Origin of the sequence: Cupriavidus sp. CuC1, assembly GCF_044627735.1 — a bacterium.
Classification (GTDB): Bacteria; Pseudomonadota; Gammaproteobacteria; order Burkholderiales; family Burkholderiaceae; genus Cupriavidus; species Cupriavidus ulmosensis.
The window spans coordinates 1-23,664 of sequence record NZ_JBIUHC010000028.1 but is presented as its reverse complement, the minus strand read 5'-3'; the positions used below and the strand labels follow the sequence as shown (position 1 = coordinate 23,664).

General features: G+C 67.9%; 22 protein-coding genes. 15 read left to right on the top strand and 7 right to left on the bottom strand.

What is annotated here, in order from left to right; translation table 11 throughout:
* Positions 1-71 precede the first annotated feature (71 nt).
* Positions 72-254, top strand: a complete 183-nt coding sequence (locus ACGLHR_RS14605) for a hypothetical protein (protein ID WP_400094699.1) — start codon at positions 72-74, stop codon at positions 252-254.
* Positions 255-335: 81 nt separating this feature from the next.
* Here the strand turns inward: ACGLHR_RS14605 and ACGLHR_RS14600 are convergent, their stop codons facing one another.
* From ACGLHR_RS14600 to ACGLHR_RS14590, 3 genes are all read right to left on the bottom strand, one after another.
* Positions 336-512, bottom strand: a complete 177-nt coding sequence (locus ACGLHR_RS14600; protein WP_400094697.1) for a CsbD family protein — start codon at positions 510-512, stop codon at positions 336-338.
* Positions 513-926: 414 nt separating this feature from the next.
* Positions 927-2,555, bottom strand: a complete 1,629-nt coding sequence (locus tag ACGLHR_RS14595) for an EAL domain-containing protein (protein ID WP_400094695.1) — start codon at positions 2,553-2,555, stop codon at positions 927-929.
* On the bottom strand, positions 2,552-4,606 hold the full coding sequence (locus ACGLHR_RS14590; protein WP_400094693.1) for an ATP-binding protein: 2,055 nt from the start codon (positions 4,604-4,606) through the stop codon (positions 2,552-2,554). Before ACGLHR_RS14590 ends, ACGLHR_RS14595 begins: the two co-directional genes overlap by 4 nt.
* A gap of 382 nt (positions 4,607-4,988) precedes the next feature.
* Between ACGLHR_RS14590 and ACGLHR_RS14585 the strand changes: the two genes are divergently transcribed.
* Complete coding sequence (locus tag ACGLHR_RS14585; RefSeq protein ID WP_400094692.1) at positions 4,989-5,594, top strand: response regulator; 606 nt, start codon at positions 4,989-4,991, stop codon at positions 5,592-5,594.
* A gap of 148 nt (positions 5,595-5,742) precedes the next feature.
* Positions 5,743-6,186, top strand: a complete 444-nt coding sequence (locus ACGLHR_RS14580; RefSeq protein WP_400094691.1) for a nucleoside deaminase — start codon at positions 5,743-5,745, stop codon at positions 6,184-6,186.
* Between the two features lie 163 nt (positions 6,187-6,349).
* Here ACGLHR_RS14580 and cynS read toward each other — a convergent pair whose 3' ends face one another.
* The gene (cynS, locus tag ACGLHR_RS14575; protein WP_400094690.1) at positions 6,350-6,793 is read right to left on the bottom strand and encodes a cyanase; all 444 of its coding nucleotides are present in this window, start codon (positions 6,791-6,793) and stop codon (positions 6,350-6,352) included.
* A gap of 621 nt (positions 6,794-7,414) precedes the next feature.
* On the opposite strand from cynS, the gene ACGLHR_RS14570 reads away from it, so the two are divergent.
* From ACGLHR_RS14570 to ACGLHR_RS14515, 12 genes are all read left to right on the top strand, one after another.
* On the top strand, positions 7,415-7,606 hold the full coding sequence (locus ACGLHR_RS14570) for a DUF4089 domain-containing protein (RefSeq protein WP_400094689.1): 192 nt from the start codon (positions 7,415-7,417) through the stop codon (positions 7,604-7,606).
* Positions 7,603-9,015: an AtzE family amidohydrolase gene (locus ACGLHR_RS14565; protein ID WP_400094688.1), complete on the top strand. Its 1,413-nt coding sequence runs from the start codon at positions 7,603-7,605 to the stop codon at positions 9,013-9,015. The genes ACGLHR_RS14570 and ACGLHR_RS14565 overlap by 4 nt, the downstream gene beginning before the upstream one ends.
* Positions 9,012-9,719, top strand: coding sequence for a GntR family transcriptional regulator (locus tag ACGLHR_RS14560; protein WP_400094687.1), 708 nt, complete (start codon positions 9,012-9,014; stop codon positions 9,717-9,719). The genes ACGLHR_RS14565 and ACGLHR_RS14560 overlap by 4 nt, the downstream gene beginning before the upstream one ends.
* Before the next feature lie 243 nt (positions 9,720-9,962).
* Positions 9,963-10,955, top strand: coding sequence for an ABC transporter substrate-binding protein (locus tag ACGLHR_RS14555; RefSeq protein WP_400094686.1), 993 nt, complete (start codon positions 9,963-9,965; stop codon positions 10,953-10,955).
* 1 nt (position 10,956) lies between these two features.
* On the top strand, positions 10,957-11,721 hold the full coding sequence (locus ACGLHR_RS14550) for an ABC transporter permease (protein WP_400094685.1): 765 nt from the start codon (positions 10,957-10,959) through the stop codon (positions 11,719-11,721).
* Positions 11,718-12,551, top strand: coding sequence for an ABC transporter ATP-binding protein (locus ACGLHR_RS14545; RefSeq protein ID WP_400094684.1), 834 nt, complete (start codon positions 11,718-11,720; stop codon positions 12,549-12,551). The genes ACGLHR_RS14550 and ACGLHR_RS14545 overlap by 4 nt, the downstream gene beginning before the upstream one ends.
* A gap of 495 nt (positions 12,552-13,046) precedes the next feature.
* The gene (locus ACGLHR_RS14540; RefSeq protein ID WP_318231490.1) at positions 13,047-13,379 is read left to right on the top strand and encodes a hypothetical protein; all 333 of its coding nucleotides are present in this window, start codon (positions 13,047-13,049) and stop codon (positions 13,377-13,379) included.
* Between the two features lie 231 nt (positions 13,380-13,610).
* Complete coding sequence (locus tag ACGLHR_RS14535; RefSeq protein ID WP_400094681.1) at positions 13,611-15,035, top strand: mannose-1-phosphate guanylyltransferase/mannose-6-phosphate isomerase; 1,425 nt, start codon at positions 13,611-13,613, stop codon at positions 15,033-15,035.
* Positions 15,022-16,242 carry a GDP-mannose 4,6-dehydratase gene (gene gmd, locus ACGLHR_RS14530; RefSeq protein ID WP_400094680.1) on the top strand — a complete coding sequence of 407 codons (1,221 nt, stop codon included), beginning with the start codon at positions 15,022-15,024 and terminating at the stop codon, positions 16,240-16,242. Before ACGLHR_RS14535 ends, gmd begins: the two co-directional genes overlap by 14 nt.
* Positions 16,235-17,275: a GDP-L-fucose synthase family protein gene (locus tag ACGLHR_RS14525; protein ID WP_400094678.1), complete on the top strand. Its 1,041-nt coding sequence runs from the start codon at positions 16,235-16,237 to the stop codon at positions 17,273-17,275. The genes gmd and ACGLHR_RS14525 overlap by 8 nt, the downstream gene beginning before the upstream one ends.
* A gap of 1 nt (position 17,276) precedes the next feature.
* Positions 17,277-18,359, top strand: a complete 1,083-nt coding sequence (locus tag ACGLHR_RS14520) for a glycosyltransferase (protein ID WP_400094676.1) — start codon at positions 17,277-17,279, stop codon at positions 18,357-18,359.
* Positions 18,360-18,462: 103 nt separating this feature from the next.
* Positions 18,463-19,725 carry a glycosyltransferase WbuB gene (locus ACGLHR_RS14515; protein ID WP_400094674.1) on the top strand — a complete coding sequence of 421 codons (1,263 nt, stop codon included), beginning with the start codon at positions 18,463-18,465 and terminating at the stop codon, positions 19,723-19,725.
* Between the two features lie 82 nt (positions 19,726-19,807).
* On the opposite strand, the gene ACGLHR_RS14510 is transcribed toward ACGLHR_RS14515, so the two are convergent.
* The 3 genes from ACGLHR_RS14510 to ACGLHR_RS14500 all read right to left on the bottom strand — a co-directional run.
* Positions 19,808-21,001, bottom strand: a complete 1,194-nt coding sequence (locus tag ACGLHR_RS14510; RefSeq protein ID WP_400094672.1) for a glycosyltransferase — start codon at positions 20,999-21,001, stop codon at positions 19,808-19,810.
* Positions 21,002-21,085: 84 nt separating this feature from the next.
* Complete coding sequence (locus ACGLHR_RS14505; protein ID WP_400094671.1) at positions 21,086-22,426, bottom strand: hypothetical protein; 1,341 nt, start codon at positions 22,424-22,426, stop codon at positions 21,086-21,088.
* On the bottom strand, positions 22,420-23,664 hold a 1,245-nt coding region (locus ACGLHR_RS14500), incomplete at its 5' end, for a glycosyltransferase family 4 protein (RefSeq protein WP_400094669.1). The genes ACGLHR_RS14505 and ACGLHR_RS14500, both read right to left, overlap by 7 nt.

The window sequence follows — 23,664 nt, the reverse complement described above, 5'->3', positions numbered from 1 at the left end:
TCGCCATTTCACCAGCGCCAGCCACGAGGCATTACCGCATGGCGCGACAGTCAGACTCAGCGAGAAAGCATATGAGCACGCATCACAAATCCACGCACGACACCCAGCGCAAGGACCAGGCCGTCACCGACGCCGGCGGCCTCGGCCTCGATATCCCCTTCGGCTCGCTGGACGCAGCGGCACTTGCCGAGCTGCCGTACACGTTCCGTCCGGTGGGCACCGCCACGCGCTACTACAACGAGTGCTTCAGCTGAGCCGCTGAATGCAGCAACGCCACCGGTGCCCGGGGTCGCATGACCCCGGGCACCGGCGGCGTTATCCATAGCGCTCACGCGTTAGCGGCTACGCTTGGCGTCTTCCTTGGCGTCACCATAAGCGGCCTGCGTCTTGCCGGCGATCTGCTCTACCTTGCCCTTGATCTCGGTGCCGGCGCGGCCGGTCACCCTCCCGGCAACTTCCTTCATCTTGCCCTTGGCTTCCTCGATACGGCCCTTCACTTGATCCTTGTTCATCGTCAGCTCCAGTTAGCGACTGGTACAGGAATGAATGCCCTCCAGCGGCGGGCGCCGGCAAGATCGCCGTGCCCGCGCCGTGTCCACATGCATGAACGGGAGAGCGCTGAGATCAGCTTAGGCAGCCGCGGGGGCTTTGCGTGTCAGGCGGCGGCTGCAAGCCGTGTAGGACGAATGCCCACGCGTTTGCGATTGAGACGCGATTGAGGCCCGGCAGTGGGGGAGACAGAGAAATGCGAGAGAAAAGCGCCTCGCGCAGGAGCACGAGGCACTGGCCGGCAAGGGTATTCCGGCAGGGAGGCGCATAGCCCGACGGGGAAAGTAAGGCTATATCCGGATTATATATCATTTTTATCAATTAAAAATAGGGCTAAAGTTTCATATTTGCGCTGCGACCGGTCCGCCAGGAGAGGATCAGACGCGCTCCGGCACGGCCTGGCTGCCATCAGGCAAAGCTGCCGGCGCGCCGCGCTCGAGATGCGCGGGCAGCCACTCGCATAGCCCTGCCCGCGTCATCGGCCGCGCGAAGTGATATCCCTGCCCCAGGCGCACGCCCTTGCCCGCCAGCAACACGCGCTGTTCCTCGCATTCGATGCCTTCGGCCACCACCGCCAGATCCAGCGCGTGGGCAAAGTTGATGGTGACGTCGACAATCTGGCCGCTCACCTTGTCGCCAGGATCGGCCTGCACAAAGATGCGATCGAGCTTGAGGAAGTCCACCTCGAACTGCTTGAAGTAGGCCAGGCCGCAGTAGCCGGTGCCAAAGTCGTCCACCGCCAGCTTGATGCCGCGCGCCTTGGCGCGCTGGATCGCACTTCGCTGGTGCTCCACCAGCGAGACGGCATCGCGCTCGGTGATTTCCAGCACCGGGGTCACGTTGGCCCGCAGCAGCGCGAACAGCGGCGAGTCTTCGGCCCAGAAACTGGGGTCGTCGAAGTGCTCGCTGGTGATGTTGAAGGCGAGATGGAACGCGGGCGGCAACGCCAGCGGCTCGAGGTCGCGCAGGACGCGGGGGATCAGGTGCAGCGTCAACGCGACCGCCAGATGCTGTTGCTCGACGGCCGGGATGAAATGCTCCGGCTCGAGCAAGCCGCGTCGCGGGTGCGCCCAGCGCGCCAGCACTTCCACCCCCGCGCACAGCCCGCTTTCCAGATCGACCAACGGTTGGTAGTAAGGCACGAATTCGCCGTTGCGCAGCCCGCGCTGCAGCTCCGCGGCAAAGGAGCGGCGCGCCGCGCGGCGCGAATGCAGCCCCAGCACCACCAGCGCGGCGATGCCCGCGGCCAGCGGTGGCAGCACCAGGTACTTGAGGCTCTCCTGCAGCACCAGGCTGTGCGGTGCGCTCGCGATCACGGTGATCGGGTGTCCCGCCAGTGGCCGGATGTCGACAATGCCGTGCACGCCCTGCCCGCCATCATCACGCACGACGAGGCTTGGGGTACCGGAGGGTTCGCCCCCATCGCTGCCGTTGAGCATGAACCGTGTGCCCGCCACCTCGATCTCGATATCCGGAAACCCCAGCTTGCCGGCCGACTGCACCATGTCGGCCAGGTAGCGCCCCTCCACCCAGACCAGTACGCCGCTGCCCGGGACAGTGCCGAAGAACACGGCGAGCGCCATGCTGCCGCCGCGATGGGGTTTGGCAAGGTGGTATTGCAGCCCGGGCTGCCAGTTCAGCAGTTCGCCCAGCGGCGTCGCGATCTCGCCGCGCACTGCCGAGCAATAGCGCATGCCGCGCGCCACCAGCACCACATCGCGGATATAGGCGGTGTAGGCACCCTGCTCCTGCAACTGGCGCGCCACGCTGCGGCAGGGTGCGCCCACCAGCGCGCGGTTCTGGTAGGCAATGCCAAGCGTATCGGCCAGCGCGAGCTCCAGGTTGTCACGCACCGCGGACGACATGCGCTCCACGCGCTCGCGCGCATCGTGCGCGGCCAGCATCGCGACCAGCCATAACGCCAGGCCGGCGGCAAGCAACGCCGCCAGCAAGGCGGGCCGCCGCGCCCCCGCCCGGCCCGCTTCTCCCCGCAGCCAGCGCTTCATGCGGCCGCCGGCAGGCTGAGGGTGACGACGGTGCCCTTGCCGATCTCACTGGCAAGCGTGATCTGCCCCTGATGCACCGCCACAATTTCCCGCACGATCGCCAGGCCCAGGCCATTCCCCGTTGTATCGCCCTGCCGGTTGGCCCGGTAAAAATTGTCGAACGCCATGCCCGCTTCTTCCTTCGTCATGCCGATACCCCGATCCTCGACCCTGACCGAGACCTTTTCCTGCTCTAGCGGCAGCGGCTCGACCGTGACGGTAACCTCATCTTTTCCGTCAGAATACTTCAGCGCATTTTCTATCAGGTTGCGCACCGCCTGAGTCAATTGCGCGCGGTCCGCCAGAACGTGCAGCGGCACGCCGGCATCGATCACGCGCACCCTGCCCTCTTCGGCGAACTCGCTCGCCACCGTCTCGCGCACCAGCGTGGCCACCTCCACGCGTTCACGCTCGAGCATGCCGCTGCTGCGGGCTTCGATGCGGGCCAGGTCGAGCAGGTCGGACAACAGCGCGTTGAGCTGGCCGGCACGGGCGTGGATGGCACGATAAATGCCATTGCGCCGCTCCACCGGCACCACATCGGCACTCAGCAGTTCGGCATAGCCGGCAATGCCCGCCACGGGCGCCTTGAGCTCGTGCGCGGCGGCGGAGACAAAATGGGATTTCATGCGGTCATGGCGCAGTTGCGTTGTCACGTCGCGCAGCACCAGCACCAGGCCGCCGCCGCTGGCCGCATGCACGATGCGCACCTCGTAGGCGGGCGACACCGCCATGTCGAACTCGACGATGCCGGCGAACTCCCCGGCCGGCTCGGCCCGGTCCAGCTCCGCCAGGAGCTGCTCGGCGCGGCAGGCCTGCCGCGCTGGACGCCGCCCGCGGTAGAGCCAGTGGACAAACTCGCGCTGCGTGGCGCCGCGCAGCCGTGACAGCGACACGCCCAGCAGTTCGCACAGCGCGGTATTGGTCTCGTCGATCACACGGTCGCGGCCAAACACCGCCACGCCGTCGGGCATGGCCAGGAACAGCCCACGCAAATGCTGCTTCTTCTCGGCCAGGATATCGCGCACCACGGACTCCCGGTCGGCCAGCGCGGCGAGCTGGCCCAGCGCGGTGAACTGCCGGACCTGGAAGAACATCACCAGCACGGTGACCACGCCGGCGATCACGATCCCGACGCGCAGGCGGTCGTGATAGCTGGCAAGGGCCGCATCGCTGCTGATGCCGACCAGCACCGCGAGATTGCGCCCCGGCAGGCGCTGGATGGCGTAGATGCGGCGGGTGCCATCCAGCCCGCCGGCGGCCGTGATGAGGCTGTCCTGCGCGCCGGCCAGTGCCCTGCGCAACGCCGATCCGGGCATCAGCATCTGGCCCGGCTGGCAGCTTTCCTCGCTCCAGCGCGCGCGCACCACGAAGTCGTCGGTGCCCGCCAGCAGCACGGTGCCGGAATCCCCCAGGCCCGCCTTTGCGTAGACCTGCGACAGATAGCCGGGGTCGAGCGACACCACCACCACGCCCGCGAAGCGGCCATCCTTGGCGGCCACGATGCCTCGGGACAATTGCACGGACCAGTGGCCGCTGACCCGCCCGACAAGCGGCATGCCGACATAGAGCGACGGCAGCGCACGGCTCTCGTGAACGCGGAAATACTGGCGGTCGCTCAGGTCCAGCGACTCGAAGCCCTCGCTGGTGGATGCGCGCAGCCTGCCGGCGCGGTCGAGCACGGATACCTCGAGAAAGGGCTCGACAGCAAGGTAGCCGGCTCGCTTCCATTGCGCCAGCGGCAGCGCAGGCCCGCGCTCCACCACGGCGCCACCAGTGAGCGACGCGATCTGGTCGGCCTCGGCCAGCGTAAGCTCGGCGTGTTCGCCGAGCAGCCCGGCCACGCGGGCCAGGCCGGCATGCACGTGCCGCAATTCGGCCGCGCGGTCCCATAGGCCCCAGCCGGCGAGCGCGCACCAGATGCAGACCACGATGACAATGCCTGACCAGAACGGGTGCCTCGCGGAGCGATGCGCACCTGCCAATGCCTGTCGGTAGATTTCCAGCCTCATGGGAAAGCTACCAAAAAACGAATATATTGTTCATCACAGCCGTGAATCGCAGCCTTCGATACTAGTCCGCGCGTGCGTGCGCCCCGCGCACCCCCCCGGTGCTGCTGCCTGAGGGCAGCCTGCTTGCGGCAAAGCTTCACAGTATGATCTATTCGGCTGCGCCAGTCCGCTCGCACTGGCCCATCGCCCCGGGACATCCGGCTTAGCCGGCCAGGTGCATCGCGAAGCGTTAGCTTCGACGGTTCAGCGATGCCTTATCATGATTGCGTGTTTTCCTGGCATTAAGTTGCGCTCTGGCAGCTTTCCGAAGAATAATGAAAACAATACGATACGTAACGCCGCAGCCTCGCCCGGCGCGCGTTGCGTCAGTTGAAGAGGCCATATGACCGATCTGCGCTTTTATTCCACCAAGACCGCTGCCGAGTTGCTTGGCGTCTCCCTGCGCACGGTCCAGCTCTGGGTCGAAAACGGCCGGCTGCCCGCGTGGAAGACCGACGGCGGACATCGCAGGATCCCGGCCGATTCGGTCGACCGCATGGTGGCCGACCAGCGCAGCCAGACCGCCGCGTCCACGACAGCGGCAGCCGCCCCGGCGGGAAGGGCGTTTCGCGTACTGCTGGTAGAAGACGACGAGCACCTGCTGCAGATTTACCGCATGGCGCTGGAAACCCTCAACCCACCGGTCGAAATACTCGAGGCCACCAACGGATACGACGGTCTGCTGCTCATTGGCAGCAGCAAACCCGACCTTGTCATCCTGGATCTGATCATGCCTGGCATCGATGGCTTTCGCCTGTGCCGGACCATCGACGCGCAGCAGGAGTTTGCCGCCACACGCATCGTCGTGGTGACTTCGCTGGACAAGCATGCGATTGCGGACCGTGGCGGCATTCCCGCGCATATCCGTGTCTTTTCCAAGCCGATCCCGATGTCCGTGCTGCAGTCGCTGGTGGTGACCTTGCAGGTCGGCCCCGGCACGCCAGCCTAGGATTTGGGCAGGCGCAATGGCGGGATTCAGCGGAGCCATTGTATATCATTTTTTTCAAATGCCTTGATGCGCAAGGTTTCATATTTGCGCGAATCGCGTGCGATGAAGGGCTGCCCCCCCACTAGCCACGCCCCCTCCCGGAGATCCCATGTCTATCCATGAACAACACCTGCGCGAAGCCGTACGCCTGGCCCGCGCCAATCGCGCGCGCGGCGGCCGGCCCTTTGGCGCGGTGCTCGCGCTCGATGGCGAACTGGTGGCAACCGGCGTCAACGACATCGTGCACAGCTTCGATCCCACCACGCACGCCGAGATGCAAGCCATCCGCGCCGCGTGCCGCAAGCTGGGCCGGCCAAGCCTCAAGGGTGCCATAGTGTATGCCAGCGGCCATCCGTGCCCGATGTGCCTGGCCGCGTTGACCATGACAGGCGTGGCGGCGGTGTACTACGCCTTTGACAATGCCGACGCTGCGCCCTATGGGCTCTCTAGCGAGGCCGCCTACCAGGCGCTGCGCCTGCCGCTGGACCCGCCACCGCTGCCGCTCACGCGCCTGCCGGCAGGAACGACGGCGGCGGAACTGTATGGGGCGTAGGACGGACGCCATGCGCAAAAACGGGCCGCATAACCAAAGCGTACCCGTTTCTGCGTGAGCGATAAAACCTGTTCCGTACCCATTTCTGCGCGGCTTTCAGGAGGCCGGAACAGGGAGCGTACCCGTTTCTGCGTGGCGCGGAGCGCCCGGGTGCCAGCCCCAATCAGTAGGTTTTATAGGGCAGGAACTTGCCTGACATCTCGATCTTCACGCGATCGCCATTCGGATCGGCCTCGCGCTGCAGGTCCATGCGGAAATCGATCGCGCTCATGATGCCGTCGCCAAATTCTTCGTGGATCAGCGCCTTGAAGGTCGTCCCGTAGATGCTGACCAGCTCGTGGAAGCGGTAGATCAGTGGATCGGTTGGCACGGAAGTGGGCAGCGAGCCCTTGTAAGGCACGGCACGCAGCCACGGCCCGGCCTGCGGCGGCAAGCCGAAGATTTCCATCACGGCCTGCGCGCCGGGCGCGTCGAAGGCCATCTGGCCCAGGCACGCGGCGGTCGTCCACTCCTTGCTCTTGCCTACCTTCTCGGCCACATCCGCCCAGCGAATGCCTTGGGTGACCTTGGCTTCGATGATCAGGTCGGTTACATCGCTGCGGTTCATTTGCGCTCCTCTGGATCCGGGTTCAGGGTGGGGGTGGCGGCTGCCGCGGCGTGGCGGTATATGCGCCGCGATGTCAGGGAGGCCCCTCCAACCGGGTGCAAGCCGCGGTGCGCGCGTTGTCGTATCGCGCCAGCGCGGCAAATGAGGTAGCACCCGGCACGAGGGCCTGCAGCGCCAACACGACAAGAAGGATCGGCATCACACCTCCGGCAGGTTCGTGCGCACCACATGGGGACTCGGTACCGGCACCACGCGTGCCGGCGTGGATCGTTGCGCGCATAGCCAGCATGACCATGCGCGCGCTCCCGTGACAAAGCGCTCCGCGCAAGGTTCGTGCCACTGCGCGGAACGCTGCGCCAGATGGTGCGTGCGAGCGCAGGCGCCGCACACAGGCGCACCAAAGCCGTCGCGACGCGCGCACTGCCGCGGTGAATCACGCCGCGCTTGCGCACCCATCACCGCGCTCGCGCCCCCAAGCGGTGCAGCGCGGCGCATGGAATCCCGCCGCACGCGCCGGGCGTTGCGGCATGGCGCACATGGCGCACGTGGCACAGCCATTGCTTGCATACAAGATCGCATACAAGCAGCGGCCCGAGACCAACGAATTCCCGGAGAAATGCCATGACCAAGCTTTGCGACGAGACGCTGGCGCACTACGCCCGCAGCGCGCTCAAGCTGCACGGGCTGGAGCTGCCCAAGGACGCCGAGGCGCGCGTGATCGAACAATTCCTGCGCGTCGCCGCGGTGGCGGCGCCCATGCTGGCGCACCCGCTGGACGCCCATGACGAGCCGGCTCCGGTGTACCGGCCATGAGGGCGCACGATCCCTTGTTCGAATCCGCGCTGGCGATCCGCAGCGACATCGACACCGGCGCGCGCAGCGCGCTGGATGTGGCCACCGCCACGCTCGCGCGCATCGAGGCCTGCGACCCGCTGCTGCACGTCTTCACGGCCGTGACGCGCGAGCGCGCGCTGGCCGAGGCGCGCCGCATCGATGCTTTGCGCGCCCAGGGCGCGCGGCTGCCCCCGCTGGCCGGCGTGCCCTACGCCGTGAAGAACCTGTTCGACGTGGCGGACCTCACCACGCTGGCGGGCTCTCGCGTGCTGGCCGGCGCCGCACCGGCCCGACGCGACGCGACGCTGGTTTCGCGCATGCGCGAGGCGGGCGCGGTCCTGGTGGGCGCGCTCAACATGGATGAGTTCGCCTACGGCTTCACCACCGAGAACGCGCATCGCGGCACCTGCCGCAATCCGCACGATCTGGCGCGGGTGGCGGGCGGCTCCTCAGGCGGCAGCGCGGCGGCGGTGGCCGCTGGCCTGGTGCCGCTGTCGCTCGGCTCGGACACCAATGGCTCGATCCGCGTGCCGGCGGCGCTCACCGGCATCTTCGGCCTCAAGCCCACCTATGGGCGGCTGTCCCGGCGCGGCAGCTATCCGTTCGTGCACAGCCTGGACCACGTCGGCCCCTTCGCGCGCTCGGTGGCGGACCTGGCGGCGGCCTACGATGTGCTGCAGTTCGCCGACACGCGGGATCCGGCCTGTGCGCGCCGCCCGCTCGAAGCGGTCAGCGGGCAGGCGCCGATGCGCGTGCGCGCGGCACGCCTGGGCGGCTACTTCGATGACATGGCCGGCGCCGACGCCCGCGCCGCCGCGCAGCGCGTGGCCGATGCGCTCGAAGCCACGGGCGTGATCCATCTGCCGGGCGCGGCAGCCGCGCGCTCGGCCGCCTTCGTCATCACCGGCACCGAGGGCGGGCACCTGCACCGCGAGCATCTGCGGCACCAGTACGCGCAGATGGAGCCGCTCTCGCGCGACCGCCTGGCCGCCGGGCTGGTGCTGCCGGCCGCGTGGTATGTGCGCGCGCAGCAGGTGCGCGCGGCCTTTCGCCAGGAACTGCTCGACGCCTTCACGCGCACCGAGCTGCTGATCGCCCCGGCCACGCCGGTGGCAGCACCGCTGGCCGGGCAAGAAGGCATCGAGATCAACGGCCAGGTGCTGCCGGCGCGCGCCAGCCTGGGCCTGCTGACCCAGCCCGTCTCGTGCATCGGCCTGCCGGTGCTGACGGTGCCGCTGGCCGGCCCCGACGGCTTGCCGCTAGGCGTGCAGCTGATCGCGCCGCCGTGGCGCGAGGACCTGGCCTTTGCGGCCGCCCAGGCGCTGGAGGCCATGGGTGTGGCGGCATGCCCGCGGCCATCCGCCTTGCTCGCGCAGGCCGCAGCATGAGCGGCGCCGAGGTCCGTGTCGTCTCACGCGCCGAAGCGGTCTATGCGCAACTGCGCGACGACATCTTCGAGTTCCGGATGCTGCCCGGCGACCGCTTCACCGAAGGCGAGATCGCCCTGCGCCTGGGCGTGTCGCGCACGCCGGTGCGCGAGGCGCTGCTGCGGCTGCAATCCGACGCGCTGGTGCAGGTGTATTTCCGCAGCGGCTGGGAGGTGGTGCCGCTGGATTTCACCCGTTTCGACGAGCTCTACGAGCTGCGCAAGCTGATCGAGGTCAACGCCGTGCGCATGTTGTGCACGCACGCCACGCCCACGGTGGATCACGGCGCGCTGGCCCAGCTCGCGCAGTTCTGGCAGGTGCCGCAGGACGCACGCCTGGACGATGGGCGCCTGGTGGCGCAACACGATGAGGCCTTTCACGCCGCGCTGGTGGCAGCGGCCGGCAATCGCGAAATCGCCAGCGTCCACCGGCAGGTCACCGAGCGCATCCGCATCATCCGCCGGCTCGATTTCACGTACGCCGCGCGCGTGACCGCCACCTACGACGAGCACGCCGCCATCCTGCGCGAGATCCAGCGCCAGCGCGCGGAGCAGGCCGTGCTGCTGCTGTCCAGCCATATTGAAGAAAGCCGCGCCGAAGTGCGCAAGATCACGCTGCACCGCTTGCAGACGATACGCACCGACGGCGCGCGCGCACGCGCCTGACGTGCACCGCGATGGCACCACGCAGGCACGGCGCTCACCTGCCGCGCCTTATCGCGCCTGATCGCACCATGGCGCGCCCGCATGCGCCGGCACGCGGGCGTGCGCGGGCAGTGGCACAGAGCTTGCGTCTTTGATCTTGTGCACCGGCTTGCATACAAGATGCAACGAACCTCCCCGCCCGCGCTTCGCGCTCCCCGGCGTCTGCGGATTTTGTCCCTCCACTCCTTTCGTCGCGAGATCACCATGACCGATTCACGCTTCAACCCACGCCGCCGCCTCGCCCTGCGCCAGGGCCTTGCCGCCGGCGCGATGCTGGCCGCGCCTGCCATCGTGCGTGCGCAAACGCAGAAGATCCGCCTGGGCTTCTGGCCGATCGCCGGCGGCATCCCGCTGTACGCGGGCATCGAGACGGGGCTGTTCAAGCAAGCCGGCCTGGAGGTGGAAGCCGTGAAATTCGCCAGCGCGCAGCAAGTGGTGGAAGCCATGATCGCCGGGCGCATCGAGGGCTCGGCCAACGGCACGGCTTCCGCGGCGCTGGGGCTGGGCGAGATCACCTCGCCCGGCCTGTGCAAGATCTTTGCCGCCAACCCGTCCAACGCCACGCTGCTGCTCGATGAGATACTGGTGGCCAAGGACAGCCCCTTCAAGACCCTGGCTGATCTCAAAGGCAAGCGCATCGGCTGCGGCCCCGGCATCCAGAACGTGACGCTGGCCAGGGTGATCTTCGAGAAGAACGGCTACGCCGACGTCAAACCCGTCGAGTTGCCGGTAGGCCAGCACGTGGCCGCACTCGCCGCGGGCCAGCTCGACGCGGTCTATACGCTGGAGCCCACCGGCACCGTGGGCCGGCTCAACGGCACCTGCCGCGCGCTGGAGTACGGCGTGATCTCGCGCTATGTGCTGGGCAACGCCGGCCTGCCCTGGTTTGGCGGCTCGGCCTCGCTGACCTCGGCCTTCCTGTCATCCAACCCGGAGTTGTCGAAGCGCTTTATCGCCGCCTACGGCCACGCCATCGACATGGTGCGCAAGGATCCGGTCAAGGTGCGCCCCTTCCTGAAGGGCTACACCAGCATCGACGACCAGCTTGCCAAGGAAGTGCCGCTGCCCGGCTTCACGCTCTACAACGAGTTCAAGCCGGCCGATATCGAGGCCTTCCAGAAGTTCTTCGACGTCTTCCACGACCGCAAGCTGTTTGCCCGCCGGGTGCCGGTGGCGGACATGCTCTACCGGGGCTGACATGCGTGCTTCCCACCTGGCGCCGCGGCTGCTGCCGCTGATCGGCCCGCTGGCGCTGCTGGCGCTGTGGCAAGCCGCGGTCTCGGCCAAATGGGCCAACCCGGTGCTGCTGCCATCGCCGGCAGCCACGCTCGGCGTGCTGTTCGGCAGTTTTGCCGACGGCTCCATCAACACAGACCTGCTGGCCACTGTGTCACGCACCTTCTACGCGTTTGCGATCGCCGCGGTGATCGGCGTGCCGCTGGGCGTGGCGCTGGGCAGCTCGGTCCCGGCCTATCGCAGCGTGGAGTTCCTGATCGACTTCTTCCGCTCCACGCCGTCATCCGCGCTGATCCCGCTGTTCATGCTGCTGTTCGGCCTGTCGGATGCGAACAAGATTGCCATTGCCGCGTTCGCCGCGGTGCTGCTGATCCTGTTCAACAGCGCTTACGGCGTGATGAACGCCAAGAAGACGCGCGTGCTGGCGGTGCAGGCCATGGGCGTGTCCAGGTGGCACGTGTTCAAGGACGTGCTGCTGATGGAGAGCCTGCCGCAGACCTTCGTCGGGCTGCGCACCGGGGTGTCGATGTCGCTGGTGATCGTGATCGTGGCGGAGATGTTCATCGGCTCGGACACGGGCCTTGGCCACCGCATCATCGACGCGCAGCAGGTCTTCAACATCCGCAGCATGTACGCCGCCATCCTGGTCACCGGCGCGCTCGGCTATGTGCTCAACCTGGCCTTCTTCATGCTGGAGAAGCGCTTTGTCCACTGGAGCGGCAAATGAGAGTCCTGCAATCGGGTGCCGGCGTGGCCGACGCGCCGCCGCCGTCGCCGCTGGTGGCCGCACCGGCCGGGCGCGAGGTCCATGTCACCATCCGCGGCCTGTCCAAGGCCTTCGGCGGCGTGCCGCTGTACCAGCATCTCGACCTGGACCTGCCGCGCGGCAAGATCGTCTCGATCTTCGGGCCCAATGGCTGCGGCAAGTCGACGCTGATCAACATGGTGGCGGGCCTGCTGCCGTTCGACCGGGGCGAGGTGCTGTTCGACGGCAAGACGCTGCGCCAGACCGTGATCGGCTACGTCTTCCAGAACTACCGCGACGCCCTGCTGCCGTGGATCAGCGCGCGCGACAATGTGGCCTACCCGCTGCGCCGCAAGGGCATGCCGGAGGCGCAGGTCAAGGCGCGCACCGAGGAGCTGCTGCGCACCTTCGACGTACGCTTTGACGTCAACCGCTTTCCCTATGAGCTCTCGGGCGGGCAGCAGCAACTGATCTGCATCATGCGCGCGCTGGCGCCGCGGCCCGAGGTGCTGTTCCTCGACGAACCCTTTTCTGCGTTGGATTTCGAGACCACCCTGTTCATCCGCGACAAGCTCCAGGAGGTGCAACTGGCCGAGGGCACCACCATGGTGATCGTCTCCCACGATCTGGAGGACGCCGTCTTCCTGGCCGACCGCATCCTGCTGCTGACGCGCCGGCCCACGCGCGTGGCCGAGGCGATCGACTTCGACATGCCGCGCCCGCGCGATGCGCAGGCCGTGGCCGATCCGCGCTTCATCGCCACCCGCGCGCATGCGCTGGCGGTGTTCCAGCGCGAGGTGCGGGCACGCTGAGGCGCGTGTCGACGGGCCGCTGCAGGGGCAAATCCTTGCGAGAGTTATTTCCGATGTAACGCCACATTACGGGACCGGCCACGGTCCCGTTTTCTTTTTGAGGCTGCGGCCGGCCCCGCGGCACCACCCGTGCGCCCAATGCCGGCAAGGCCTGGCGGGTCGCGTGCAAGGGCTCGGAGAGCCTCTCCGAGGGTGACGCCGAGGCTTGAAAGTGTGATTGCGCCTTACAAGTGCAAGCACACCGGCGCGGGCCCGATGGCTACAGTGAAGCCATGTTCAACGCGAAGCCAGTCACGGAGTCCCCAACATGAAACGCGCCATCGCCCTGGTTGTCCTGCTCTCCTCCGCAGCGGCCCTGCTGTCCGCCTGCATCGTGGTGCCCCCGCGTGGCGGCCCGCCGCCGTACCGTTACCACGACCGCTATTGAGCGGCCGCCGGCAAGACGCACGCGCCGCCCCCGAATCCAATGCATCGCTCGCCCCCTGGAGTTGAACCATGAAACGCCAACTGCTGCTCGCCCTCACTACCCTTGCCGCTGGCGCCGCGCTTGGCCTGATCTCGCCGGCCCAGGCCCAGGCCTATCCCCCGGGCTACCACGGCACCCCGCATATGCGCCCGGCGCCGCCCCCGCCGCGCTATGAGCCGCGCCCGCCGGGCCGCCCTGGCCAGGCATGGGTACCGGGACACTGGAACGCCCACGGCGGCAGCTATGCCTGGCGCGGCGGCTACTGGCAACGCGAACGCCCGGGCCACCGCTATGTGCCCGAGCGCTGGGTGCAAGGCCCGCATGGCGGCTGGGTGATGCGGCCCGGCTACTGGACCCGCTAAGCCGATCCTCCGCGGCAAGCACGCCACGCACGCCGTCCCTGCCTCGCGCAGGGACGGCGTTTTTTTTTTGCGTGCCTGGCTGGCGCGCCCGGCACGCTCCAGCAGCCGGCCATCGAGTGTGTGCTAGCCAACAGTCCCCCTCGTGGCCCCGCATTACAGTCACCTCACTACCCGTCACCCGGCTCGCCGCTAGCGCGAGCCAGGCTTCGTGCTGCGTGAAGGAGACATGCCATGGCAGACGACAAGCAGATCGTACCGGTCATCCTGTGTGGCGGCGCTGGCTCCCGGCTGTGGCCATTGTCCCGTGACGGCTATCCCAAGCAGTTCCTGCGCCTGCTCGGACAGGACTCGCTGCTGCAAGACACCCTGCTGCGGGTGCGGGAGATTCCTGGTGCGCAAGACCCCATCCTGGTCAGCAATGAAGCGCACCGTTTCGTGGTGGCCGAACAGGCGCGGGAGGCGGGCTGCGCACTGTCCGCCATCGTGCTCGAGCCGCATCCGCGCAATACCGCGCCCGCCGCAGCCGTGGCTGCGCTGCAGGCGCGCAGCGGCGGTGCCGACCCGGTGCTGCTGGTGCTGCCCTCCGATCACCTGATCGGCGACCGCGCCGCCTTCACCCAGACCGTGTGCCAGGCCAGCGCCGTGGCCGCGACCGGGGTGGTGGTGACGCTGGGCGTGGTGCCCACGTTTGCCGCCACCGGCTACGGCTATATCAAGGCGGTGCCCAGCAATACGGCCGACTTGCTGTCAGTCACGCGCTTCGTCGAAAAGCCGTCGCTGGAAATGGCCACCGGCTACCTGCAGGAAGGCAACTGTTTCTGGAACAGCGGCATCTTCCTGTTGCGCGCCTCCGCCTATCTCGCCGCGCTGGAACGGTTCGCGCCGGACATCCTGCTGGCCGCGCAAGAAGCGATGGTGCGCGGCCACCGCGACCTGGACTTCTTCCGGCTCGACGCCGACGCCTTCGCCGCCTGCCGCTCCGACTCGATCGACTACGCCGTGATGGAACACCTGCGCGACGCGCAAATGGCGCCGCTCTGCGCCGACTGGAGCGACGTGGGCTCCTGGGACGCGGTGTGGAAAGCCGCCGGGAAAACCGCCGATGGCAACGTGGCCATCGGCGACGTGGTCACGCACCACGCCCAGGGCTGCCTCGTCCACGCCTCGCACCGGATGGTGGCGATCGCCGGCCTGGACGACGTGATGGTGGTGGAAACGCCGGATGTGGTGCTGGTGGTCCACAAGGATCACTGCCAGGACGTCAAGCAACTGGTGGAGGCGGTGCGCGCCCAGGGCCGCCCCGAGGCCACCCAGCATCGCAAGGTATACCGGCCCTGGGGCACCTACGACGCCGTGGACCACGGCACGCGCTACCAGGTCAAGCGCATCACGGTCAAACCCGGCGCCAAGCTTTCGCTGCAACTGCATCACCACCGTGCCGAGCACTGGGTGGTGGTTTCCGGCACGGCGCGCGTGCGCCGCGGCGACCTCGAGTACCTGCTGACCGAAGACCAATCCACCTATATCCCGATCGGCGAGGCGCACAGCCTTGAAAACCCCGGCCGGATCCCGCTCGAACTGATCGAGATCCAGTCTGGCTCCTACCTTGGCGAAGACGACATCATCCGGATGGCAGATATCTATGGGCGCGCATGACTTCGAACGCCTTGGCCGGCTCGCGACCAGCGAGTTGCAACCCCAAGCCTGCGGCGACACCGGCAGCGGCGGGGCGCAACGCCCGCGCCGCGCGCTGATCACCGGCATCACCGGGCAGGACGGCGCCTACCTGTGCGAACTGCTGATCGCCAAAGGCTACGAGGTACACGGCATCAAGCGCCGCAGTTCGTTGTTCAATACCGAGCGCATCGACCACCTGTACCAGGACCCGCAAGCGCCCAGGCGCAGCCTGATCCTGCACCATGGGGACATGACCGACACCGCCAGCCTGGTGCGCGTGGTGCAGCAATCGCAACCCGACGAGATCTACAACCTGGCGGCGCAAAGCCATGTGCAGGTGTCGTTCGAGCAGCCTGAATACACTGCCAACACGGATGCACTGGGCACGCTGCGCCTGCTCGAAGCCGTGCGCATTCTCGGCCTGGAGAAGCAAACCCGCTTCTACCAGGCGTCCACCTCCGAGCTGTACGGCCTGGTGCAGGAAACACCGCAAAAGGAGACCACGCCGTTCTACCCGCGCAGCCCCTATGCAGCCGCCAAGCTGTACGCCTACTGGATCACGGTGAACTATCGCGAGGCCTACGGCATGTATGCCTGCAACGGCATCCTGTTCAATCACGAGAGCCCGGTGCGTGGCGAGACCTTCGTCACGCGCAAGATCACGCGGGCGATCGCGCGCATCGCTCTGGCGCTGCAGGACACGCTCTATCTCGGCAATCTGTCGGCCCTGCGTGACTGGGGCCACGCGCGCGACTACGTGCAAATGCAGTGGCTGATGCTGCAGCAGGACAAGCCCGAGGACTACGTGATCGCCAGCGGCGAGCAGCACAGCGTGCGCGAGTTCGTGCAGTTGGCCGCCCAGGAGCTCGGCATCACGATGCGCTTCGAGGGCGAAGGCGTCGATGAGGTTGGCGTGGTGGCGCGCGTCGATGCCGCCACCGGCCCGGTGGTGGCGCGTTGCAAGGTAGGCGACGTGATCGTGCGGGTGGATGCGCGTTACTTCCGGCCCACCGAAGTCGAGACCTTGCTGGGCGACGCCAGCAAGGCGCGCGAGCGTCTTGGCTGGTCGCCGCGCACGCATTTTGCGGCGTTGGTGCGGGAGATGGTGGAGGCGGACTTCGCCGCGGCGCGGCGCGATGCGTTCGTCAAGCTGGCCGGGTTCCGGGCTTACGACCATCATGAGTGAAGCCGGCAACGCGGTGTCAAGACATCCCGCGCCAGGTTCCACTCCCGCGCGGCGAGCCCCTGTGTTCGTGGCGGGCCACCGCGGCATGGTTGGCTCGGCCATCGTGCGCGCGCTGGAGGCAAGCGGGCAGGCCGACGTCATCACGCGCAGCCACGCCGAGCTCGACCTCACCGACCAGCAGCAGGTGCGTGCGTTCTTTGCCACCCAGGGCATCGACACGGTCTACCTGGCAGCCGCCCGGGTCGGCGGCATCCACGCCAACCACACCTATCCCGCCGAGTTCATCCAGCAGAACCTGATGATCGCGGCCAACGTCATCCACGAGGCCTGGCGCGCGGGCGTGAAGCGCCTGCTGTTCCTCGGCTCGAGCTGCATCTATCCGAAGTTCGCGCCGCAGCCCATTGGCGAGGCCGCGCTGCTCACCGGGCCGCTCGAGCCCACCAACGCGCCCTACGCCCTGGCCAAGATTGCCGGCATTGCCCTGTGCGAGAGCTACAACCGCCAGTACGGCACCGACTACCGCTGCGTGATGCCGACCAACCTCTACGGCCCGGGCGACAACTATCACCCCGACAACAGCCACGTGATACCGGGCCTGCTGCGGCGCTTCCACGAGGCCGGCATGGCACACGCCCAGCACGTGCCGGTGTGGGGTAGCGGCACGCCGCTGCGCGAGTTCCTCTACGCGGACGACCTGGCTGCGGCATGCCTGCATGTGATGGCGCTGCCCGAGGACGTGTACCGCCAGACCGCGCCGGCCGGATTCCTGAACGTGGGCAGCAGCGAGGAAGTCAGCATCCGCGAACTGGCGGTGCTGGTGGCGCTGACCGTGGGCTTTCGCGGCGACGTGGTCTTCGACAGCGGCAAGCCCGACGGCACGCCGCGCAAGCGGCTCGACTGCACGGCCCTTGCCGCCACCGGCTGGCAGCCGGCCGTGGCGTTGCGCGACGGCCTGCGGCTGGCCTACCTGGACGCATTGCAAAGCGGAAGGCTGGCGCATGGCACAGCGCCGGCACAACCCGTGGAGGCCTGACATGAAACCCCTGCTCCGCCATGCCGACAAGCGCACACGGCCCCAGGCCGCTGCGCCCACGGCGTCGGCTACCTCCGCCGCAAGCGGCGCGCCAGCGCGTCCCGGCGTGCTCTGGCCCGGCCAGGTCGTCTTTCCCACGGGCAGCGCTGATGCGGGCCTGTGGCGGCGCTGCCTGCAGCAGATGAGAGCCATCTCGCTCAGTCCCGGCGCGCTGGTGGTGTTGGCGGGCCAGAGCCGGCTGGAGAACTGGGCCATGCTGCTGGCCAGCATGGCCCTGGGCCGGCGGCGCGCGGCATTCTTCCACGGCGCCGCCTTTGCGAGCGTTCCCGGCCGCCTGGGCGCGCTGGCAGATGCGGTATTGCTGCGCCGTTGCCAGGGCGTCTTCGTGGGCAGCGAGCGCGGCTGCGCGCGCGCCATTGCCGCCGATGTCCCACCGCGCAAGATCTTTGCCTGCCGCCCGCCTGCCGTGCTGCCGGACGGCTTCAATGCCGCCGCCGAACTGCGCGAGCGGGTCGAGCACGCACCGCCGCCGCATGCGCCGCATTTCCTGCATGTTGGCACCCTCGCGCACGATCCGGCCCTGGTACTGCTGCTCTACGCGTTTGCCGGCGCGCGGCAGGCGTGGCCGGCGGCCACGTTGGCGCTGGTGGGCACCGGCCCCGCCTATGGCCGCCTGCGCACCATGGCCGACGCGCTCGGACTGGGGGCATCGGTCCGCTTCCTGGGTGCGATGGCGCCGGCGGACTATGCCGTGGAGTACCGCAAGGCGAGCTGCCTGGTACTGCCCGATGCCGCGCTGCGCTGGCATCCGCTGGTGCGCGAGGCACTGAGCTACGGCTGCCCGGTGGTGGTAAGCGTGAACAACGACGACGCCGGCGAACTGATACGCGACGGCGTCACCGGCTTGTACTTCAAGGCGGGAGACGCCGGTGCGCTGGCCAGGTGCCTGACGCAGGTACCCACGCGTTTTGCCGATGCCGCCGCCACCGCCGCGCGCTGCCAGGCCGCCGCGCTGGAGGACTCCCCCGCCTCCGCGGGCAGGGCCATGGCCGCCGGCTGCGTGCGGATCATGGCCGCGGACTAGGCGCGCGCCAGCATGTGCCGCCACGCACCCCCGCGCGCCGCGCAGGGCGTGACGGCTTCGTACCCCCAGACAAAGCATCGACGCCACTGACGCTACCGTTGCCATGAAGATACTCATGTACTGCCTCAACTACGCGCCCGAGCTGACCGGCATCGGCAAGTACACCTGCGAGCAGGCCGAGTGGCTGGCCGCGCGCGGCCATGAGGTACGGGTGGTCACGGCGCCGCCGTACTATCCGGCGTGGCGCGTGGGCGAGGGCTATCGCGCCTGGCAATACAGCCGCGAGCGGCGGCGTTGGGTAGAAGTGTATCGCGCGCCGCTGTGGGTGCCGCGCAAGCCAACCGGCGTCACGCGGCTGCTGCACCTGGCGAGCTTTGCCGTATCCAGCCTGCCCAGCCTGATGGCCCAGTTGCGCTGGCGCCCGGATGCGCTGTTCGTGGTGGAGCCCCCCCTGATGTGCGCGCCGGCCGCCCTGCTGTTCGCGCACTGGTGCGGCTGCAAGACCTGGCTGCATGTGCAGGACTACGAGGTCGACGCGGCCTTTGCGCTGGGGCTGCTGCGCCGGCCCTGGCTGCGCCGCCTGGCGCAGCACATGGAGCATCAACTGATGGCGCGCTTTGACCGGGTCTCATCGATCTCGCAGGCCATGGTCTCGCTGGCGCGCGGCAAGGGCACGCAGCCCGAGCGCGCGGCCTTGCTGCCCAACTGGGTCAACCTGCGCGAAATCGGCGCCGGCAGCGCCACGCTGGCGCGGCGTGCGCTGGGCATTCCGGCCAATGCCGTGGTGGCGCTGTACTCGGGCAATATGGGCGCCAAGCAGGGGCTCGATGTCATGGCCGACGCAGCCCGCCTGCTGCATGGCCATGAACGCCTGCTCTTCATCTTCTGCGGCGACGGCGCCGGGCGCCCGGCACTGGAGGCCGCCTGCGCCGGGCTGCCACAGGTGCGTTTCCTGCCCTTGCAGCCCGCCGACATGTTTGCATCGCTGCTGGCCGCCGCCGACATTCACCTGCTGCCGCAGCGCGCCGGCGCTGCCGACCTGGTCATGCCCTCGAAGCTGACCGGCATGCTGGCCAGCGCCCGCCCGGTGGTTGCCACCGCGCAGCCGGACACGGAACTTGGCCGGGTGGTCGCGCAATGCGGCGTGCTGGTGCCGCCGGGCGACGCGGCGGCGCTGGCCGGTGCCATCGACATGCTGGCGGCCCGGCCCGCGCTGCGCTCGCACCTTGGTGACGCCGGGCGCCGGTGGGCCGAGCAGTACCTGGACCGCGACATGGTGCTGGGGGAACTGGAGAAGGCACTATTTGCGCTGGTCAGGCGGCAGCCTGCCGGTGCGCCTACGACCGCCGGGGTTGGTGGAGAGTGATTTGGTGGGGCGCTTTAGGGCTCTTAGCTGTTGGTGCAGGCTGGCGTCCCCAAGCACCCCAACCTCATACCCAAAAAAACTCTCACGCATCCACCGATACGCGGTCTTGCACCGAAGCCGCCGCCAACACACCAAGATAGATACGCTCGTACTGGTCGATGGCCTTCTCCGCGGAGAAGTTCTTGGCCCACGCTATCGAGCGCGCGGCCACTTCGGCGCGCCGCGCCTGCGGCCATGCGAGCATCCCGGCCAGCGCCTGCGCGCCGCGTAGCGCCCAACCGTCCATGTCACCGCTAGCCATCGGCTCGAGCAACTGCACCTGGTTGCCACTGATCTCGGTCATCGGCGAGCGGTTGGTGGTCAGCACCGGCGCGCCGCATGCCATGGCTTCGATGATGGGCCAGCCAAAGCCTTCTTCCAGGCTGGGAAACAGCATCACGGCGGCTAGCGAATAGGCTGCCTGCACCGCCTCGGTGGGCAGCCTCGTCAGGAAGCGCACGCTGCCGCCGAGGGCAGCCGCCCGCTCGCCCTGCTCGCGCATTTGCGCGGTGGGATCGCCACCGATCATCCACAGCGCCCGGGGCTCGCGGCACTGGCGGCAATAGGCGAGGTAAAGCGCCAGCACGCCTTCGCGGTTCTTGTACCACTGGTTGCCGCCGATATGCACCAGCATGCCTTGCGGATCGGCCGGCACGCCGGCGCGCTGCAGGCAGGCCAGCGCCTCGGTGGTGCCCATCCTGTGGAACGGATAGTTCATCCCGTTGTAGACCACCCACGCCGCCTCGGGCGCGCACGGATGCAGCCGCCGCAGGTCGCGCATGGTCTTGTTCGAGACCGCGATAAACGCCTTTCCCTGCAACAGGCCCCAACGGATCAGCGACTGATAGGTGTGCCCGCTGGGCGAGAGGCCGTGCTCCGGGAACTCGCCGGCGAGCGTGCGCAGGGCAATGAAATCATGGCAATGCACCACGTGCGGACGATGGCGCAGCAGGGGCATCCAGATGCCCAGCGCATGATCGGCCAGCACCAGCAAGGTGTCCTTGTCGACTTTGCGCAGGCGCCATAGCGCAAGGATCGGGAACAGGATGTACTGGTCGATGTAGCCCAGCCATTTGCGCAGCCCGCCCCGGGCCGGCAGGCGCCACATCACGGCCGCGGGTGTCCATAGGTCGGCCTGGTGGCCGCGTGCGCGCATGCCGTCGACGATCATCGCGGCAAAGCGGTCCATGCTGTGGCTGCCAAAAAAGGCGGGGTGACCCAATAAGATGATCTTCATGGTTGTTGGAAGGTGTGCGGATAGCCGGTCGCTGCCGCGTAGTTTTTTTATGACGTGACTTCGTCATGCCGCTCCCAGGAGGGCTTAGCCGGGGTGATACAAGCGTTGGCTCGCCTGCCGCGTGGCCGCCAGCGTAATGCCGGCAAACACGAAGCCAAGCACATTGGCTGTCAGTTGCCCGACCACCGGCCAGGAGGTCAGCCCGAAGATGGCAATGGTCCACATCAGGATAAGAAAGCAGTTGCCGGTGCGCTTGGCCACGCGCAACGCGCGCCACATGCCGTTGCAGAAGATCAGCACCTTGAGCAAGATGCTCAGGTAGCCGACCAGGCCCATCTCGCCAATGACGCGACCGGTCTCCGTTTCGCTGATCACGAACAGCAGGCCGGTCTGCAGGAAGTAGTTGGCAAGATTGCTGCCAAGCCCGAGCCCGCTGCCAAGCAGGCTCTGCTCGGCCGAAACATCGTTGACGCCAAAGAACATCGACTCCACCCGGTCGCCGAAGCTCTCCGACTCCGCCGCGGAGCTGAAGCGCTCGAGTGTCGCGTCCACGGCCGAGCTGACGAACAGCACGATGACCACGCTCATGAGGATGGAGACGATGCCCCACGACACCGCCGCCCTGCGCCGTTTTCCCTTGCCGTAGCGCAGGTTTGCCAGCAGTGCGATGCCGAACACGATCGGCAGCAGCAGGATGGCCGAGCGCGACCCGCTGACCAGCGAGGCAATGAAGAGACTGCCCATGACCGCAAGCGAACGCAGCTTGCCCCAGAGCCCCGGCTTCTGCCCGCCCAGCACCGCCTCCAGCGCGAAGGGGCTGACGATCGCCAGGAACAGGGTGTAGCCCAGCGTGAACGAGAAGGTGCCCGTGGTACGCACCACGTCGGCCGTCACGCGGAAGACCGTATCCGGATCGCCCTCGATCTGGCGATTGAGGAAACTCTCCGGCGGCTGGAAATGCTGCACCAGTGCCAGCGGGGCCATGAACAGCAGCATGGCGAGCGCGACCTTGTAGATGGCATCCAGGTCCTGCTCCTCGAGCAGCTCTGCGGCGGCGTAGGCAAACCACAGGTACAGTAGCCAGAAGCGCACGCCGATCAGGAAAATGGGCAGCGAGTTGATGCCCGCGACCAGCTGCAGCAAGCCCCAGAAGCAAACAATGGCCGACCACCACAGCAGCATGCGCACGGTGCGCCGCGCCGGGGTAAAGCCTGAATAGCGCACCGCGTGGTACAACGCATACACGACCATCAGGTCGCGCAGCAGGATCAGCGGCATGGTGAGCGAATCCGACACCCACTTGCGCGCGGCGCCCTCGAGCACCGCAATCACGAAGACCGTGATGAAGATCCGCCCGAACACGGTGACGCGTGCCCGGCGGGCCGCCACCGCGGGTTTCGCGTAGGGAAGGGAATGGCTCAGCATAGCGCGGCTACCGTTTCGGCTGCACTCAGGCGGTACCTCGCCCAGGTGTATTTCTGCCCGGCGACACAGGCCTGGGCGCGCGCGCGCTCCAGCTGCGCGCGATCGGTGGCCAGCGCCAGCATGCGTTGATACAGCGCTTCGGCGCTGAGCGGCACCACCCAGCCGGCCTGCGGGAACTCATGGATGATTTCTTTCGCCCCGACCCGATCCGAGAGCAGCACCGGCGTGCCGCATGCCAGCGCCTCGGCCACCACCATGCCGAAGGAATCGAAGCGCGACGGCAGCACGAAGCAATCGGCATCGGCAAACACCTGGAACAGCGCCGGCTGCGGCAACGCGCCAAGGTGAACCACGCCCGGCATGGCAGCAATGCGCCCGCCCAGCTCCGGCTCCACGAGCGCGCCGGCAAGCACGAGCTCCACCTCCGGCAGGCGCTCCTGCAGCCGCGCGAACGCGTCCAAGAGCAGGTCGATGCCCTTGCCCACGCGCACCGCCCCTGCGAACACAAAGCGCGGGCCGCCAGCGGGCCGCTGGCGGCGGACGTCATCCGGCAGCGTTGCGCCAAGCAGGATCGGCTTGAGCTTGGCGGGTAGCACGCCGGCGTCGATGTAGGTACGCGCGGCAAACTCCGAGCAGGTGATGATGATGTCCGCCAGCGCAATCTCCGCATCCTTTTGCGCGTTGATCTGCGCAAGGTAGGTGCGGTCTTCGACCGGCACCATGGCCTCGGCCGCGCGGTGGTGCACGGCGGGTGCCTCCAGCACGCAGCGCGCGCCAATGCGCCGCGCCGCCTGGAAGGTGCGCAGCGCGGAGTTCTCGTAGGCCACCACGATATCCGGGCGCAGCGCCTCCACCCGGGCGGCCACCCAATGGTCGAACAGGTGGAAGACCCGGTGCGCGTAAGCCGACGAAGAGCGCCCGACGTAGCGATTCAGGCCGAGCTTGAGCACGCCCGGAAAGAATACCGGGTGCCGCCGCATCGCGCTGGGGATCGCCACCTCACGCAGCTTGGCGCGATAGGCGGCCGGCAACCACCACGGCGGCGCCTCGCCCGGGGCGCGCACTGGCACGCCGGACCAGTATTGCTTGAGCAGATCGTGCTCATAAAGCGCCTGTGCCATCTGGTGCGAATGCTGCAGGCCGGGATGCGTGACCAGGGCTTTCATGCTTCGCTCCCCCGTGGCGCGCCACCGGGCCTCGCGCCCGCGGGCACCGCTGCCGCGACCGGCCCGGCCCAG